Here is a 16,832-nt window from a genome sequence, read left to right on the forward strand (position 1 = left end):
GCGTAAAAATATCCATCAATACAGAGGGTTCCATCTTTCGCAGGGCACGGGATAATTGAGAATAGCTGATGGACTCAATATCAATCACTTTTTTTAAGTTTGGGTTGACCAACTGTTGATCCAAATGCCGTAGGCTATCGGTTTCATCATTAATCGCATAGAGAAAGAGTTTCAGAACTTTCTTAAATGTTAACTTTTTTGAATAGCGATTAAACTGACTGATAGTCTGTCGAGACGATTCACTTAATGTTTCTAAAGAAATGTAGGAAAACCATTTATTTATGGTCATTTTTGTTTTATACTTATCCATGTTGTAAGTCCTTTGTTTTGGTCTTGGATAAGTCATCCAACCCCATTATAAAGGACTTTTTTATGTCATGAAACAGTTGAATTTTTAATGCAACACTAGTGAGATGTATTATTTAAGTATCAACTATTACTGAGAGTAATCGTATTTTGCTGACGCTAAAAGGTGGAAGTATCAAAGAAACCAAGTATCTCGATTAGGTATCCATTCTATGAACTAGTATCATTTAAATCAAGAAGGAGGGTTGGGGGACCCCAACCTACAAAAGCATTGGAAACAATGAACGACTGTCTGGGGATTATATGCGGTTTTTCTTTGTTTTTTTTGTGGGAGCATTGAACGGTCTTGTCTTGCGACCAACTGAGCGTTCTGAAGCCTCACGAGTTGGTTCCAAGATCCATCTTACGACCAACTCGATGACACGATTACAACTCAGTTGGCTGCTCCCACCATCTTTCGACCAACTCGATGACACGATCACAACTCAGTTGGCTGCTCGCGACATCTTTCGACCAACTCGATGACACGATCACAACTCAGTTGGCTGCTCGCGACATCTTTCGACCAACTCGATGACACGATTACAACTCACTTGGCTGCTCCCACCATCTTACGACCAACTCAATGGCACGATCACAACTCAGTTGGCTGCTCCCACCATCTTACGACCAACTCAATGGCACGATCACAACTCAGTTGGCTACTCGCGACATCTTACGACCAACTCGATGACACGATTACAACTCAGTTGGCTGCTCCCGACAGAGTGAGTCATTATCCTCATCAACCTTTATCCTGTTCCCACCCTCTAAGCCTGTCACTTACTAAAGAGGGGACCAAACAACTTAGATGATTTGCCACCGATATCATCACCCTTAATACGCACCTGCAACGCTGCTTCATTTCTAAAAAAGTTGACTTTAAGTAAGTATAGATTGTATCCTTTATATTAGTGCGTTAAAGGAGACGATTATATTGAACGTTATTAATGGTGTTTTAAATGTGATATACAATGTCAGTTATTTTACCATGCCGATTTTCATTATACTCCTGGTATTCAATTCAGGATTAAGTGAACACCCAAAAACTATTCTCAAGACAGTTAAAGATAACTGGGCCTTCTTCTTAAGGCTGGTGGTGTTTAACAATGTCATTCTCCCCCTCATTCTCTGGCAGCTTCTCAGGATCATCCCAATAGATTCGGTTTATTCTGCAGCGTTTGTTATTCTATTCTTATGTGCAGGTGCCTCGACAGTCATTGCATTTGTGCAGGAAACAGGCGAGAAGATCACTTATGCTGTTTCAACAATGATCCTGTTGACCTTGTCAACAGTTCTGATTTTACCTATTCTTTTGCCGAGGATGATTGAAGGGGTAGAAATCACTTCTCTTGACCTTATCGGAAGTCTGATTGCGAGTATCCTGCTTCCTTTATCGGCGGGGTCTTTCATGCGACTGTTTTTTGAAGGCTTGACATTGAATATTAAGCGTTATACGTTGAAAACACAGAAGGTCATGATGAATATAGCAGTATACGGCATGATGCTGGGGCTTCTACCTGAATTGGTTCAGCTCATCGGGAGTGGTGTGATTACATCAAGCATTCTTATTGTACTAGCATCAGCAGTAATCGGGTATTTGATTGAAATGAAAAATCCCGACCGTGCGATGCAGCTGACTTCTGGGTTTGCAGGGGGACAGAGGAACGGTGCAGTTGCATTTGCTGTAGTTTTAAACAACTTTTCTAATCCAGGCATTTTTCTTACGATTGCTGTGACAACGGTGATCAGTACAGTGTTATTCAGTGCCTTATCAACATATATTGGAAAATCAAGACTTAAAGAGGCTGAAACTAGATAAGGTTTCAATTAAAAAAATTACTTGCCGGCCGTGATACCCACGGATTCGGTACAAAGGAGATTAATAATGAATTGGATTACATTTTTTATCGATAAAGCCGTACCTGTAGTTATGGCTATTCTTACCTTAATCATTGGACTGAGCCTGATTAAGGTCTTTAACAGACTGCTGACGAAACAAGTCGAGAAATCAAAAATGGACGAGAGTTTGAAGCCGTTTATTCTGTCTGTTTTTAGTGTCGTAATGAAGATTCTTCTTATTATTGTTGTAATCGGTATTCTAGGCATACCAACAGCGTCGTTTGTTGCTGTTATAGGTGCAGGAAGTCTGGCGATTGGTCTGGCTTTTCAAGGCGCTCTGTCTAATCTGGCTGGAGGGGTTCTACTTCTGACCATGCGACCGTTCAAGGTAGGGGATTATATTGAAGGATCCGGATACAGCGGAACAGTCAAAGCCATCCAGATTCTTTATACCGAACTGATTACTCCGGACAATAAAATGATCTACATTCCTAACGGGACACTGTCAAATGCTGGAATCGTCAATTATTCTGTTCATGACACCCGACGAGTCGATTTCACTTTCGGAGTTGGATACGAGACAGATACTCAGCATGTGCTGAATGTATTGGAAGGTATTTTAAATAATCATGAGTTGGTCATGTCTGATCCTGAACCGTTTATTCGCCTGTCTGCACATGGAGACAGTGCCGTCGAATATGTTGCGAGAGTATGGGTCAAATCCGAAGATTACTGGACGGTATACTTTGATGTCCTGCAGGAAGTTAAGAAATCCTTTGACCAGGAAGGGATTTCAATTTCTTACCCTTAAATGGATATTCACATGGAAAATTAAATGATAAAGGAAATACTTAAACTAATAAGGGTCTCCTTTTTTCGTCCGATCAATACGGGATCAATTCCTCCAGTGTCATACTACCCTTTGCATTAAGACAAACATTATTCATCATCCTTCCGTTTGGCGAGAACCTTGCATTAAAGGTACTTGCTGGCTTCCCGTGTGCTCATATGATTCTAACGGCCAGCCGTTCACATGTTAAAGCTAAGGACGAGGTATCCGATGAAGAGCTGGGGCTTTCCTGAAAGTTATGGGAGAAGCTGGAGTGTCTGTCGAGTATTACGACGAACTGGAAGATGCGCTATGTATGAGTCTGGACCACGTTGGAAAAGGAGATATTCTCCTGATCGCAGGAGCTCGAGGAATGGATTATGGGGCAAAAACTGTTCTGGAAATGCTGCTGGAAAAGAAGACATTGGTTAAAAGGGATGCAGTCATAGATGTATTGAACAAGAAAATAGTGGGAATGGATAACCTGAAACTTGTCGAGTGATTTTCTTTTTAAGAATTTAATAAAATTTCTAAGATGTCCTCCTGTTTAATGCTATAATGAGTCAGATAATGGACAAGTTACAGGAGGAAGAAATGAAGACAATTGGTTTTGACACAGAAAAGTATTTGAAGGAACAGTCTGCCTATATTCTTGAAAGAGTTGAGAACAGTGACAAATTGTATCTTGAGTTTGGTGGGAAATTAATTGGAGACAAGCATGCCAAACGTGTGCTGCCTGGGTTTGATGAAGATGCCAAGATGAAACTGCTGGCAACATTGAAAGATCAGTCTGAAATTATCATCTGTGTGTATGCAGGAGACATTGAGAGAAACAAGTTGAGAGGGGACTATGGGATTACATACGACCGGGATGTGTTAAGACTCATCGATGAGTACCGGGCATATGGCATTCCAGTGAACAGCGTACTGATTACTCGATACCAGAATCAGCCTAACGTTGATATCTTCATGACCAAGCTTAAACGCAATGGCATAAATGTTCATACGCATAGAGCCATTGACGGTTATCCTACCAATGTCGAAGCAATTGTTGGAGAAAACGGCTTTGCTAAAAATGCTTACATTGAGACTACAAAACCGCTAGTCGTCGTTACAGCTCCAGGAGCAGGAAGCGGAAAGCTGGCTACCTGTCTGAATCAGCTCTATCATGAATATGCTAGAGGAAACGAAGCGAGCTATGCAAAATTCGAGACGTTTCCGGTATGGAACCTTCCGCTCAAACATCCGGTCAATACGGCATACGAAGCAGCTACTGTGGACCTGAAAGATGTTAACATGCTGGACAACTATCACTATGAAGCATATGGTGAAGTTGCGGTCAACTATAATAGAGACACGGAAATGTTCCCAGTTATTAGACGGATTATTGAAAAAATATCCGGAAAAGCATCAGTTTATCAGTCTCCCACAGATATGGGTGTAAACCGGATTAAATCTGGTATTATTAATGATGAAGTAGTCTGTGAGGCGGCCAGACAGGAAATCATCCGCCGCGCATTTTCTATTGAAAATGACTATATAAAAGGTCTGGCTGATGAAGATTCCCTGCGACACATGCAGCTGATCCTGGAAGAAACGGATTTAAAGAAGGAAGATAGAAAACCTGTCTTGATTGCAAGACAATACGCAGAAAAGGTACAGAGCAGATTGGATGACACGAGTCTTCAAGCAGTCGTTGCAATTGAACTGCCTAATGGTAAAGTAGTGACTGGACGCACGACCAGTCTGATGGATGCAGCTGCGGCTGCAATCGTCAACAGCTTGAAGACTCTGGCCAATATTTCTGATGAAATTGATTTGCTGGCTCCTATGATTCTGCAGACGATTCAGACATTGAAAAAAGATGATCTGAAAAGCAAGGTACCTACCTTATCTGCCAACGAGCTGCTTATTGCACTGGCGATCAGTGCGGTAACTAATCCGACCGCAGATCTGGCTTACAAGCAGCTTGACAAGTTGACTGATGCTCAGGCGCACTCAACAGTTATTCTGAACAGTGAAAATGAACAGACAATCAGAATGCTAGGAATAGACATAACGAATGATCCCGTCTATCCCACAGACAATCTGTATTACAATTAAGAAAAAAGCTGCCGTCGGCTTATCTCAACTGAGATAGACGACGAGCAGCTACTTTTTTAACTTTTTTGTTTAAGCTGCTTGGCGATAGCCTGTTTAGCCAGATTGTCCGCGCCTTTGTTCTGTTTTTCAGGGATCCATTTCACTTCATAAAAACTAAGCTGGGACAACAATTGCTGTATATCATTGAAGATCTCAGCGTAAACGGGATTCTTCATATGATTCTTTCGGATCGACTGGGCGACAAGCTGACTGTCTGTGTGTAATATAGTCCACTCCTGGGTGCGGTCATGATCATGAACCCACTTGACTGCCAGGTAGAAAGCTTTTAATTCTGCCAAGTGATTGTCCAGACAGTTTTCGAGAGGGGCGTTAAGCTGTTCATGCAGACCGTCCCCAGCCACTACCAGGCCAGCGCCAGCACGTTGGTTTTTCTGAGATACAGCCGCATCACTGTAAATTTTAAGCATATCTGGATTCTCCTTAATTATTATTTGTTTAAAAAAGACGTAGAAAAAAAAGACCAGTTCCTCTGTGCAACTGATCCTCATTTCTATCTATAAGTAAAATATATTATTCAGCTTCCACGACTGTAACATTTGTAGCTTGAGGACCGCGTGACCCTTCAACGATATCGAACTCGACTGTCTGGCCTTCATTAAGAGCTTTGTACCCTTCCATTGTGATGCCTGTGAAGTGAACGAACACTTCTTCCTCATCACCAAATTGAATAAACCCGTAGCCTTTTTGATTGTTAAACCATTTAACAGTACCTGTAGTCATCGTTTTCCCCCTATGATTACTCATTATAGTCGGTTATATCCCTCAGTATAAAGGATACGGTAAACCTAGTCAATCATTGCTACAAGGGAGTCACCGGTATCCTCGTTAATCCATGCTGTTTTGACCTGTAAAATATGCTAGAATGATTAGGAGAAAAGGTGAGGAGATATGCAATGAAAGAGTGGAAAATAGAACAGCTGACACATTCTTATGGAATTAAAACGTTATTTGACGACCTGTCATTTTCTATCCGAGAAGCACAGAGGGTGGGGCTCATCGGAGTCAACGGGACCGGAAAGACAAGTCTGCTTAGGATAGTAGCTGGGGAATTAACGCCTGATAAGGGACTTATTTCTAAACCAGGGGAGTATGAGATCGGCTACCTCAGTCAAAAATCGGAACTGGATGAAGAGAAGACTTTGTTTGATACAGTTTTTGATGGTGATTCTCCGGCAGTTCAGGCAGCAAGACATTATGAAGAAGTCCTTCAGAAACTTTCAGATGATCCGACGAATCCTAAGATACAGCAGGCATTCACAGAAGCTGAAAAACGGATGAATCAGGAAGATGCCTGGACAGTCAGCTCCAGAGCTAAATCAATTCTTAACCAGTTAGGGCTGTCAGACAGTTCAAAAAAAGTCAGTACTTTGTCAGGTGGACAGAAAAAAAGAGCAGCCCTAGCTCAAGTTCTTATTCAGGAACCGGATCTGCTGATTCTTGATGAGCCAACGAACCATCTCGATTTTCAGATGATCAAATGGCTCGAGGATTACCTTGCGGGTTATAGAGGGGCCTTACTGATGGTTACCCATGACCGGTACTTTCTTGACCGGGTTTCCAACGAGATACTTGAGCTTGAGAACGGAAAGATACAGTCTTACCCGGGAAATTACCAGCAGTACGTGCAGTTAAAAGCTGAGCGGGAAGAAACTGAAGCCAAGATGGCTCACAAACAGAAACAGCTGTATAAACAGGAACTGGCCTGGATGCGCGCAGGTGTACGGGCTCGAGGGACCAAGCAGGAAGCCAGAAAAGAACGGTTTGCTGGTATTGAAAAACAAGTCAAAAATCAGGTCACTAAATCTGACCTTGAACTGAATTTATCAGGTTCCAGATTAGGAAAAAAGGTGCTGGAACTTGAGAACGCGTCTAAACGTATGGGTGATTTAACGATTCTGGATCAGTTCAACTTGCTTGTACAGCAGACAGATAGGATAGGAATCACTGGTGTAAATGGCGCGGGTAAAACAACCTTTTTGAATATTCTCGCACAGGAAACAGAACTGGATTCAGGAGAACTTATAATTGGAGATACAGTTAAAATAGGGTACTACAGGCAGTTAAATGAAGCATTTGACGAAGACAAACGGGTGATCACTTATTTGAGAGAAATTGCCGAGGAAGTAAAGCTCGCTGACGGAACCAGTGTGAGTGTGTCTCAACTACTTGAAAGATTTCTTTTTGACCGTTCAATGCACGGCTCGCCTATCAATAAACTGTCAGGTGGGGAGAAGCGACGCTTATATCTGCTCAAAATACTAATGCAGCAGCCGAATGTCCTGATTCTGGATGAGCCGACAAATGATCTGGATGTTCAGACGCTGACTATTCTAGAAGAGTACATCAGTCAGTTCTCCGGTGCTGTGATTGCCGTTTCCCATGACCGGTACTTTATTGATAAAATTGCCAGTAAGCTGCTGATTTTTAACGGCAATGGAAGAATCGAAGAAAGTTACGCCACATTAACTGAGTACCTGGAACAGACAAGAGAAATAAAGGAAGAAAAGCCCACAGTCATTAAGAACAAAACTGCACCTGAAAAGAGAAAAGAACCGAAAGAAAAGACGTCACTGACTTACATGGAGAAAAAAGAGTGGGAGTCCATAGAAAGTGACATTGAGCAGCTGGAAATGGAACTTGAAGCCATTCAGGGAGAAATTGGTCATGTGGTATCAGATCACGTCAAGCTGAGTGAATTAACTGATAAGCAGACTGAATTAAGTGAACAGCTTGCTGAAAAATATGAACGATGGGAATATCTCGCACAATACGTATAGAGGAGAGAGTAAAGTGGAACAGGAATACCTTGATTTAGCTAAGAGAATTATAAACGAAGGATCAGTAAGGGATGACAGAACAGGTACAGGAACACGTTCAGTTTTTGGACACCAGATGAGATTCGACCTTCAAAAAGGGTTTCCACTTCTGACAACAAAGCGCGTGTTCTTCAAGCTGATAAAAAGTGAACTGCTATGGTTCTTAAAAGGCGATACAAACATCCGGTTTCTTTTGGAAAACAACAATCATATCTGGGACGAATGGGCTTTCGAACGCTTTGTTAAAAGTGAAGATTATAATGGTCCAGACATGACTGACTTCGGTATCAGGAGTCAGAAGGATCCGGAGTTTAAAGTACAATATGATAATGAAATGGCACAGTTCAGAGAAAAAGTCCTGACGGATGATTCTTTTGCAGAAAAGTACGGGTCATTAGGGAATGTTTACGGTGCTCAATGGCGGGCGTGGAAAACAGCCGATGGCGGGTTTATTGATCAGATCAAAGAAGTGATTGAGTCTATTAAAACTAATCCTAATTCAAGAAGACACATAGTGTCAGCGTGGAATCCTGAGGAAGTCCCAACGATGGCTCTGCCTCCTTGCCACACACTTTTCCAGTTTTACGTTCAGGATAACAAACTGAGCTGTCAGCTCTATCAGAGAAGTGGAGATGTCTTTTTAGGTGTACCATTCAATATTGCCAGCTATGCACTACTTACTCACCTCATCGCTCAGGAAACAGGCCTGGAAGTCGGAGATTTTGTACACACATTAGGCGACGCACATTTATATCTGAATCATATGGATCAGATTAATGAGCAGTTATCCAGAGAAATTAGAGATTTCCCGACTCTGGAACTTAACAAAGAGAAAAGTATCTTTGATTTTGAAATGGATGATATTAAAGTGAAAGACTACCATCCACATAAATCAATTAAAGCACCTATAGCGGTATAAGAGCGAAAGTTGCTATATGCAACTATTTTATTGCATAGCACAACATATAACAGGAGGACTGACATGATAACATTTGTATGGGCAGAAGATGAAAACGGGTTGATAGGGAAGGATGGACAGCTTCCTTGGTCATTGCCGGCAGATATGGCCTTCTTTAAGAAGGTCACATTAACTGGTAATGTTGCTATGGGTCGTAAAACTCTCGACAGTATCCCTAATCCTCCATTAAAAAACCGAATCAATTATGTGATGACACGTAATACAGATTTTCATATGGAAGGCGTGATTGTCACCCATTCCAAGGAAGAGCTGCTGGATGTGGCTGCGACTGACAAGCCTCTCCATATAATCGGGGGCGTGTCACTTTTTGAGGCCTTCGTAGGAGAAGTCGACAAACTTTACCGGACAGTGATCCACGAGTCATTTGAGGGCGATACTTACATTCCCGAAATTGATTACAGTAAGTTTAAGCTGATTGAAGAGGTAGAAGGAACTGTAGATGAGAAGAACCGTCATCCACATACCTTTCAGATTTTTGAACGGATAAAAGACTGATTCCTGCTGCGAGAATAGATTGGATATAAAGAAAAGTCACACGCCGATAAGTAGGGTGTGACTTTTTCTTTATAATCATTTGTCTTTAAAAACAACTGCATTTATAGATGCAGAATAAGGTATAACTTAGACTACGTGTAAAGATAAATTGAAAAGAACATGCATACAGTTCCTGTCAGTACGAACAGATGCCAGACAACATGCATATATTTAACATGTTTCAGTCTGTAGAACAGTGCACCGACTGTAAAGGAAACTCCTCCAGCCATTAACCAGATGAATCCTCTAGTGCCAAGTCCCTGGTACAAGTAGTTGAGGAAAAATAAAGAGATCCAACCCATTGCAATATACAACCAGACTGAAAGCCCTTGGAATTTTTTGAACCAGACCGTTTTGTATACAACACCCAGCAAGGCAATCAGCCAGATGACTGATGTAAGTATTGCTCCAAGCCTTCCTCCAATTGTGATCAGAGTATAAGGGGTGTATGTGCCCGCAATAAGTAGAAAAATACTGCAGTGATCGATCACTCGAAAGACTTTTCTTGCTCGAGTAAACGTAAGACTGTGATAAAGCGTACTGGACAAGTACAGCAGGATCAGTGTAGATCCGTAAACGGTATAGGATGTCACTTCAACAGCACCGCCATATTCCAGCCCTTTCTGAACAAGAAACACTAGACCGACAATACTCAAAACTACTCCTATTCCATGAGTAATTGCGTTCAGTACTTCATTAAATACCAGATACTTTTTTGAAAATACTGGATGATCTGTAAAATTTGACATAGACGCCTCCTTTGTCTCTCACATTCTGTACGACCAATCAAAAATTTGGTATACTACTTTAGAAAGACTACTCCTATCTTGTAGTCAGAATTATAACATATATACAGCATCCAGTTAAATGAAATAACACGACTGAAATTAAAACGCTCGAAAGGAGATAGCAAGTGGCAGAATCACGTGGAAATAGAAATAGAGGAACAAACGGATGGATGTGGGCCTTCCTCATTCTGCTGGGTATCATCATCTCATTAAGCATTTGGGTTATTGTTCGTCTGCAACCGTCCAATTCAGACTATACAGGAGAACAAGCTGGAGACGTGACAGTAATCGAAGACAGTTTGAGCTTCGAAGTTGTTACAGATAAAAATCAGCTTAATCGGGTCATCAATCTTTATCTGGAAGAAGAGCTGGATGAACAGTTTACCGGGTATAATGTAATGATCGATGAGGATGTCCAGTTGAGCGGGGCCCTCCAGGTCTTCGGTTTCGATGTAGACTTTCTGCTGAGAATGGACCCTTATGTTGTTGATGACGGCAATTTACAGCTTAGAGCAACATCAATACAGTTAGGGTCATTCGATTTACCTATTGGGATCGCAATGAGTGTTCTGAGTCAGCAGCTTGATCTTCCTCATTGGATCAGAGTAGACAGCGAGCAGCAGATGATTCTGGTAGCATTGAATGAGTTCCAACTTGAAAATGACGTTCAGTTTGCTATGCAGCGTATCGATCTGCAGGAAGATGATATTAGATTAAATATTATTTTGCCTGAAGAGGCTGTAAGATGATATACTGATAATCATTTATCAAGACGTTTGAAGGGATTGAATACGATGGAAAAAGCTTTATTTGCCGGAGGATGTTTCTGGTGCATGGTCCAGCCTTTTGAAGAAATGGAAGGCATACTGAATGTAGAGTCCGGATATACTGGCGGCCATGTCGAAAATCCAACTTATGAAGAAGTGAAAAGTCAGAAGACAGGGCACACTGAAGCTGTACTGATCGAGTATGATGAAACTCGTTTAACGTTTGATGATCTGCTGGAGATGTACTGGCAGCAGACTGATCCTACCGATGCTATGGGTCAGTTCATGGACCGCGGGGACAGTTACCGACCGGTTATCTTCTATTATAATGAAGCGCAGGAAAAAGCTGCACGGGACTCAAAAAGACGTCTGGAAAATAGCGGAAAGTATAAAGACCCTATTGTGACTGATATTGAACAGGCACAGACGTTTTATCGGGCGGAAGATGAGCATCAGCAGTTTTACAAAAAGAATCCAAGGTTATATGCAGAAGAAAAAAGACAGCGCCAGGAATGGGTCAACGACAGAAAACAGGTGGGCATTGAATGAGACGCTCATTTTATCATTTTGTCAAAACGCTGGCAGATCCTTACAAAAAAGATGACGTCACGCTGTTCGCCAATGCCGTTTCCATAGATGGTACATTTCCCAAGCAATCTGAGGATTATGACGAGCTGTCAGACTACCTTGAGTTGAATGCAGACTACGTGGAGTCAATGACCTTATTCGATGAAGTATTTCAGGAATATAGAGAAACAAACAGATAGGAAACTATAACAGTCGAAGGAGAATTTATTATGAGTACACATATTGAAGCAAAACAGGGAGATATTGCTAAAACAGTTTTAATGCCGGGGGATCCGCTTCGTGCTAAATATATCGCGGAAACATTCCTGGAAGATGTTAAGCAGTATAATACCGTCAGAAATGCGTTTGGGTATACTGGAAACTACAAAGGCCAGGAGATATCTGTTCAGGGAACCGGTATGGGCATCCCTTCCGTTATGATTTACGGTGAAGAATTGATTCAGGAATACGGCGTGGAGAATCTGATTCGTGTCGGGTCAGCTGGCGGGATGAAAAAAGAAATCAAGATCCGTGACGTCGTACTCGCACAAGCAGCGACTACAGATTCTAGTCTGCACCGTCAGATCTTCAATAATCAGGTCGATTTTGCACCGATTGCAGATTTCGATCTGCTTAAACACGCCTACGACATCGGAATGGATAAAAACATGAGTATCCGTGTCGGTAATGTGTTGAGTGCTGACCGTTTCTATAATGCTGAACTGGACAAGCAGAAGCTTGCTGACTATGGTGTGCTGGCAGTTGAAATGGAAGCAGCCGGCCTATATTCATTGGCAGCCAAGTATAATAAGAGAGCACTTGCGCTGTTGACTATCAGTGATCACTTGCTGACAGGTGAAGAAACAACTGCAGAAGAAAGACAGACAACCTTTAACGACATGATGATTATTGCACTAGAGGCTGCTTTAAGAATGGAAGCACAAGCTAACTAAGTTATAAGAAAAGGGGACTCTCATGCAACATGAACCTGATTCACAAAAAGAGACCAGAAAAGTCAGTTTATCTTTATATATCGGATCACTTTTAATCGTACTCGTTGTTGCTATAGCAGGTACTGCTCTTGGGCTGAGCTATTTCGGAGATGCAGCTGAGGAAAGCGATCATTCAGAAACTGAAACGGTACTTGATTTTACTGATGAAGAGACTACACAGCTGGTAGATTTTCAGCCTATCGAGGAAATGTATTCTATACTTATGACTCAGCATCTTGAAGAAATAGACTCACAGACGTTGATAGAAGGCGCACTGGAAGGCATGGCTGATGCTGTAGGTGATCCATATACAGAATATATTGACGAAGTAGAAGCGACTTCGATGGATGAGGATATTCAAGGCTCCTTTGAAGGAATTGGAGCTGAAGTCATGAAGGAAGGCGAATACGTGCGTATCGTCTCCCCGATTGCCGGTTCCCCTGCTGAAGAAGCAGGCTTAATGCCTAATGACTATATTGTTGAGGTCGATAATGAGTCGGTCGCAGATTTAAATATCAATGAAGCTGTCTCTCTTATAAGAGGGCCACAGGGGTCTGATGTCGAGCTTCTCATTTTACGGGGAGACAACATGTTCAACATCACACTGACGAGAGGTTCGATCCCTGTTGAGTCAGTCCGGTACGAACTGGACGAAGACAATCCGACCATTGGATATGTGCACATTACCAATTTCAATTTACCTACCTACGAAGAGCTGGTCGAAGCGATTGAAGAGCTTGAGGACAAGGGCGCGGAACAGTTCATATTCGACGTCCGCGGGAATCCAGGTGGACTGCTGAACTCAGCTATTCGCATCTCTAATATCTTTGTTGAAGATGGAGACCCGATTATGCAGTCTCAGGGAAGAGATGAAGAACCCTTCATTTACGTGGCAGATTCGGGAGAATACGGTGACTTTAAATTTGATCAGCAGGCCGTTCTGCTCATAGATGGAGGAAGCGCCAGTGCTTCAGAGATTCTAGCTGGAGCGATGAGTCAGTCTGCTGATATTCCTCTTATCGGAACACCTACCTTTGGAAAAGGAACGATTCAGAACATCCTTCCTCTGTCAAGCGATGGAGAAGTGAAGTTCACTGCCGGCCGCTGGCTGACAGCTGATGGTGACTGGGTCACTGAAGAACCGATTCAGCCGGATATTGAAGTGGAAATGCCTGAATATCAGAATTTCCTGATCATCAATCCTGAAGAAACGTATCAGGAGGGAGATGTTTCTGAAGAAATCGAAAACATCAACGGCATTCTTGATGCACTGGGTTATGATATCGGGGAAGTGGATAATTCCTTTGATACTGAGACTCAGGCTGCTGTTAAATCTTTCCAGGAAGAAAACGATCTGGATGCTGACGGCGTTGTATCCGGTACGACAGCTAGTGTTCTTATCGAGGCACTTCGCGAACTGATCAATGAGAACGACACACAATATGATAGAGCTGTAGACTTTTTATTAAATAATGAATAAAATCTATAGAGGAAGAAAGTAACGTGTGGAAGTTAATCACCTTATTTTCTTTCTCTATCTTTTTTAGTGTAGAATAGAGCTACAGAGTGAAAAAATAAAGAAAGCAGGGATGACTGTGAGCCACACATCATTTGAACCTCGCAACGAACGGCATAATACGGGCAGAAACAGAAAAAAAAGTTACAAAAAGAAAAGTTTTGCTCAGGAGTTAGTCAGTACATTCTTATATATTATCGTCATTACAGGAATCTTTGTTGCAATTCGAACCTTCCTGTTCGCGCCGGTAAGTGTAGAAGGGGACTCTATGAATCCGACACTTGAGCATGAAGACAGACTTCTCCTCAACAAAGTCTCCAGTATCGACCGGTTCGATATTGTTGTCTTTCCAGCTCCTGAAGACCCGGATAAACAATATATTAAACGTGTGATCGGTATTCCCGGAGATGAAATCTCCTACCGGGATCAGGTCCTTTATCTTAACGGCAGACCGGTGGAGGAGGCTTATGTTGACTTATCACAGGAAAGTGATGAGGTTGCGGCTTATTATAATAGTGACTTCAGCCTTCAGACGCTTGAAGTCGTTGAAGGCGTTGAAAGAGTTCCTGAGGGATCGTACTTCGTTATGGGAGATAATCGGGTCAACTCTAGGGACAGTCGCTCCTTTGGCTTTATCGATATCGATTCTGTCATAGGAGAAACAAGTTTACGGATCTGGCCGATCGACCGCATCGGTGGTCTGGATTGAGCAATGGTATGAAAGAGGATTGATAATGTGGTAATACAGTGGTACCCCGGCCATATGGCCAAAGCAAAAAGAGAATTTACTGAAAAACTGAAGATGGTCGATATTGTCTTCGAACTCGTCGATGCTCGTATCCCTTATTCAAGCAAGAACCCTGATATAAAAGAGATGATCGGAGACAAGCCTCACGTTATGGTCCTGATGAAGAGCGATCTGGCTGATCCTAAGCGAACAGCTGAATGGATCAGATACTATGATGCGCAGGGTATCCCTGCCGTTTCGATCAACGCGCAGCAGGGCCAGGGTCTAAAAGAAGTGATGCAGCTAGCTAAGAAAGTTCTGCAGCCTGTCTTCGATAAACGTGAGCAGAAAGGTCTGAAAATGCGAGCGATTCGTGCAGTCTGTGTAGGAATTCCAAATGTAGGAAAATCGACGCTCATCAACCGCTTTGCACGCAAGAATATTGCCAGAACTGGTAATAAGCCTGGTGTGACTAAAGCACAACAGTGGATCAAATACGGAAAAGAACTGGAACTTCTTGATACACCAGGTATTCTCTGGCCGAAGTTCGAAGATCAGGAAGTCGGCAAGCGTCTGGCTGTTACAGGAGCAATCAAGGATACGCTTCTTCACCTGGATGATATTGCTATATATGCTATGGAATATCTGAGAGATAATTATCCAGGAGCTCTTGCTGCTCGGTATAAGCTTGATGAAGACCTTGAGACGAGTGAATCGATGCCGGAGCTGCTCATGACAATCTCTCATAAACGTGGATTTCGAGATGATTATGACCGGGCATCAAAAACAGTCATATACGAAATACGAAACGGACAGTTAGGACGGTTTACTTTTGAACGACCATCAGATATCAAAGAAAAAACAAACGATTAAAGAAATCAAGGACATGCTGGCTAGCAGCAGGACTCTTTCAGATGAAGCACTGACTGCACTTGAAGCTGATGAGCGAGCTGGTGTGAAGCAGGCTGTCAGAAGCTGGAAACGCCAGGCAGCGAAACAGGCAGAGCTTTTAACTCAGTTTGAGACCATGCAGGCATTTGAAAACCGTGCCTATGAACAGGGTGCTTCTTATATTGCCGGTGTGGATGAAGTAGGTCGAGGCCCTCTGGCAGGACCCGTTGTATCTGCCGCAGTTATTCTCCCGCCGTCACCCGAGCTGATCGGAATCAATGATTCCAAGCAGCTTAGTTTGAAGGAGAGAGAGTACTGGGTAAGTAAAATCAGAGAACAGGCTCTGGCAATTAGTTATTCGGTTGTTCCAGCAGAAGACATCGATCGTCTAAATATTTATCAGGCCACCCGTGTATCGATGACCCGTGCTGTCACAGACTTGTCGATCAGGCCGGATCATCTGCTTATTGATGCAATGCAGCTCGATCTGCCTATTGCTCAGGAGAAGATCATAAAGGGAGATGCCAGAAGCATTTCGATTGCTGCGGCGTCGATTATCGCAAAAGTGACTCGAGATGAGCTGATGTCAGATTATGATACAATTTATCCAGGTTACGGATTCGGTAAGAATGCTGGATACGGAACTAAACAGCACTTGGAAGGTCTTGAAAAATATGGGCCAACGCCTATTCATAGGCGCTCATTCAAGCCCGTCAGTACCTATTTTTAACGTAATTCCGAAAGAAGTCTCCCACTTCTAAACGTATGGGTACGAAGCACCAGTGAAAGTGGGAGATGAATGTCGGTCAAGCGATAGCTTGAAGTTATTTCTCAAGACCTTTTCTTATTAGTTCAAGGATAGCTGCCGTTCTTGTAGGCAGTCCATTTTCTTTTTGGTATGCGTCTACTTTTTCTAGAATAACTTTTGGCATACGTATTTCTACGCGTTCTTTGTCAGACATATACTCACCTCCGACTTGATTGTACGGTATTTTTACAGTATAATCAAGTAACAAAGCGTAAGAGGAGGTGAAGAATATGTTAAAAGCTTATAAGTATCGGCTCTACCCAAATGA

The 16,832-nt window shown here is 42.5% G+C and carries 19 protein-coding genes and 1 pseudogene; 15 read left to right on the forward strand and 5 right to left on the reverse strand.

The window, feature by feature from the left end; genetic code table 11:
- Window positions 1-310 (reverse strand): annotated as a pseudogene (locus BLR76_RS08715) (IS4 family transposase); the annotation flags it as partial.
- 972 nt (window positions 311-1,282) lie between these two features.
- On the opposite strand from BLR76_RS08715, the gene BLR76_RS08720 reads away from it, so the two are divergent.
- The 4 genes from BLR76_RS08720 to BLR76_RS08735 all read left to right on the forward strand — a co-directional run bounded on the left by BLR76_RS08720 (window position 1,283) and on the right by BLR76_RS08735 (window position 5,119).
- A complete protein-coding gene (locus BLR76_RS08720) occupies window positions 1,283-2,167 on the forward strand; it encodes a bile acid:sodium symporter family protein (RefSeq protein ID WP_091268119.1) in 885 nt (294 codons plus the stop codon).
- A 66-nt stretch (window positions 2,168-2,233) separates the two neighbouring features.
- Window positions 2,234-2,998 (forward strand): mechanosensitive ion channel family protein, encoded by a 765-nt coding sequence (locus tag BLR76_RS08725; RefSeq protein WP_176759670.1) that lies wholly within the window; start codon window positions 2,234-2,236, stop codon window positions 2,996-2,998.
- 292 nt (window positions 2,999-3,290) lie between these two features.
- A complete protein-coding gene (locus BLR76_RS08730) occupies window positions 3,291-3,518 on the forward strand; it encodes a hypothetical protein (protein WP_143009223.1) in 228 nt (75 codons plus the stop codon).
- Between the two features lie 92 nt (window positions 3,519-3,610).
- Window positions 3,611-5,119 (forward strand): DUF1846 domain-containing protein, encoded by a 1,509-nt coding sequence (locus tag BLR76_RS08735; RefSeq protein ID WP_091268125.1) that lies wholly within the window; start codon window positions 3,611-3,613, stop codon window positions 5,117-5,119.
- A 56-nt stretch (window positions 5,120-5,175) separates the two neighbouring features.
- Here BLR76_RS08735 and BLR76_RS08740 read toward each other — a convergent pair whose 3' ends face one another.
- Window positions 5,176-5,586 (reverse strand): ribonuclease HI family protein, encoded by a 411-nt coding sequence (locus tag BLR76_RS08740; RefSeq protein ID WP_176759671.1) that lies wholly within the window; start codon window positions 5,584-5,586, stop codon window positions 5,176-5,178.
- 103 nt (window positions 5,587-5,689) lie between these two features.
- Window positions 5,690-5,899, reverse strand: a complete 210-nt coding sequence (locus tag BLR76_RS08745; RefSeq protein WP_091268131.1) for a cold-shock protein — start codon at window positions 5,897-5,899, stop codon at window positions 5,690-5,692.
- A gap of 173 nt (window positions 5,900-6,072) precedes the next feature.
- On the opposite strand from BLR76_RS08745, the gene BLR76_RS08750 reads away from it, so the two are divergent.
- The 3 genes from BLR76_RS08750 (at window position 6,073) to BLR76_RS08760 (ending at window position 9,469) form a co-directional block, all read left to right on the forward strand.
- On the forward strand, window positions 6,073-7,956 hold the full coding sequence (locus BLR76_RS08750) for an ABC-F family ATP-binding cassette domain-containing protein (protein WP_091268136.1): 1,884 nt from the start codon (window positions 6,073-6,075) through the stop codon (window positions 7,954-7,956).
- A 13-nt stretch (window positions 7,957-7,969) separates the two neighbouring features.
- Complete coding sequence (locus BLR76_RS08755; protein ID WP_091268137.1) at window positions 7,970-8,914, forward strand: thymidylate synthase; 945 nt, start codon at window positions 7,970-7,972, stop codon at window positions 8,912-8,914.
- Window positions 8,915-8,977: 63 nt separating this feature from the next.
- On the forward strand, window positions 8,978-9,469 hold the full coding sequence (locus BLR76_RS08760) for a dihydrofolate reductase (protein WP_091268140.1): 492 nt from the start codon (window positions 8,978-8,980) through the stop codon (window positions 9,467-9,469).
- Window positions 9,470-9,600: 131 nt separating this feature from the next.
- On the opposite strand, the gene trhA is transcribed toward BLR76_RS08760, so the two are convergent.
- Window positions 9,601-10,257, reverse strand: coding sequence for a PAQR family membrane homeostasis protein TrhA (gene trhA, locus BLR76_RS08765; RefSeq protein WP_091268142.1), 657 nt, complete (start codon window positions 10,255-10,257; stop codon window positions 9,601-9,603).
- A gap of 164 nt (window positions 10,258-10,421) precedes the next feature.
- On the opposite strand from trhA, the gene BLR76_RS08770 reads away from it, so the two are divergent.
- The 8 genes from BLR76_RS08770 to BLR76_RS08805 all read left to right on the forward strand — a co-directional run bounded on the left by BLR76_RS08770 (window position 10,422) and on the right by BLR76_RS08805 (window position 16,486).
- Complete coding sequence (locus tag BLR76_RS08770) at window positions 10,422-11,045, forward strand: YpmS family protein (RefSeq protein WP_091268145.1); 624 nt, start codon at window positions 10,422-10,424, stop codon at window positions 11,043-11,045.
- 45 nt (window positions 11,046-11,090) lie between these two features.
- Entirely contained in the window at window positions 11,091-11,612 is a 522-nt protein-coding gene (msrA, locus tag BLR76_RS08775; RefSeq protein WP_091268148.1) for a peptide-methionine (S)-S-oxide reductase MsrA, read from the forward strand.
- Window positions 11,609-11,830, forward strand: coding sequence for a YozE family protein (locus BLR76_RS08780; RefSeq protein ID WP_091268151.1), 222 nt, complete (start codon window positions 11,609-11,611; stop codon window positions 11,828-11,830). The genes msrA and BLR76_RS08780 overlap by 4 nt, the downstream gene beginning before the upstream one ends.
- A 30-nt stretch (window positions 11,831-11,860) precedes the next feature.
- On the forward strand, window positions 11,861-12,583 hold the full coding sequence (deoD, locus tag BLR76_RS08785; RefSeq protein WP_091268154.1) for a purine-nucleoside phosphorylase: 723 nt from the start codon (window positions 11,861-11,863) through the stop codon (window positions 12,581-12,583).
- A 22-nt stretch (window positions 12,584-12,605) separates the two neighbouring features.
- Window positions 12,606-14,102 carry a S41 family peptidase gene (locus BLR76_RS08790; protein WP_091268157.1) on the forward strand — a complete coding sequence of 499 codons (1,497 nt, stop codon included), beginning with the start codon at window positions 12,606-12,608 and terminating at the stop codon, window positions 14,100-14,102.
- A 115-nt stretch (window positions 14,103-14,217) separates the two neighbouring features.
- On the forward strand, window positions 14,218-14,847 hold the full coding sequence (gene lepB / locus BLR76_RS08795) for a signal peptidase I (protein WP_245683072.1): 630 nt from the start codon (window positions 14,218-14,220) through the stop codon (window positions 14,845-14,847).
- A 27-nt stretch (window positions 14,848-14,874) separates the two neighbouring features.
- A complete protein-coding gene (gene ylqF / locus BLR76_RS08800; protein ID WP_091268163.1) occupies window positions 14,875-15,738 on the forward strand; it encodes a ribosome biogenesis GTPase YlqF in 864 nt (287 codons plus the stop codon).
- A 13-nt stretch (window positions 15,739-15,751) separates the two neighbouring features.
- The gene (locus BLR76_RS08805) at window positions 15,752-16,486 is read left to right on the forward strand and encodes a ribonuclease HII (protein ID WP_091268170.1); all 735 of its coding nucleotides are present in this window, start codon (window positions 15,752-15,754) and stop codon (window positions 16,484-16,486) included.
- Between the two features lie 94 nt (window positions 16,487-16,580).
- Here BLR76_RS08805 and BLR76_RS11850 read toward each other — a convergent pair whose 3' ends face one another.
- Window positions 16,581-16,718, reverse strand: a complete 138-nt coding sequence (locus BLR76_RS11850) for a ribbon-helix-helix domain-containing protein (protein WP_170068874.1) — start codon at window positions 16,716-16,718, stop codon at window positions 16,581-16,583.
- Window positions 16,719-16,832 lie beyond the last annotated feature (114 nt).

The organism is Alkalibacterium thalassium, from assembly GCF_900101165.1.
Lineage (GTDB): Bacteria > Bacillota > Bacilli > Lactobacillales > Carnobacteriaceae_A > Alkalibacterium > Alkalibacterium indicireducens.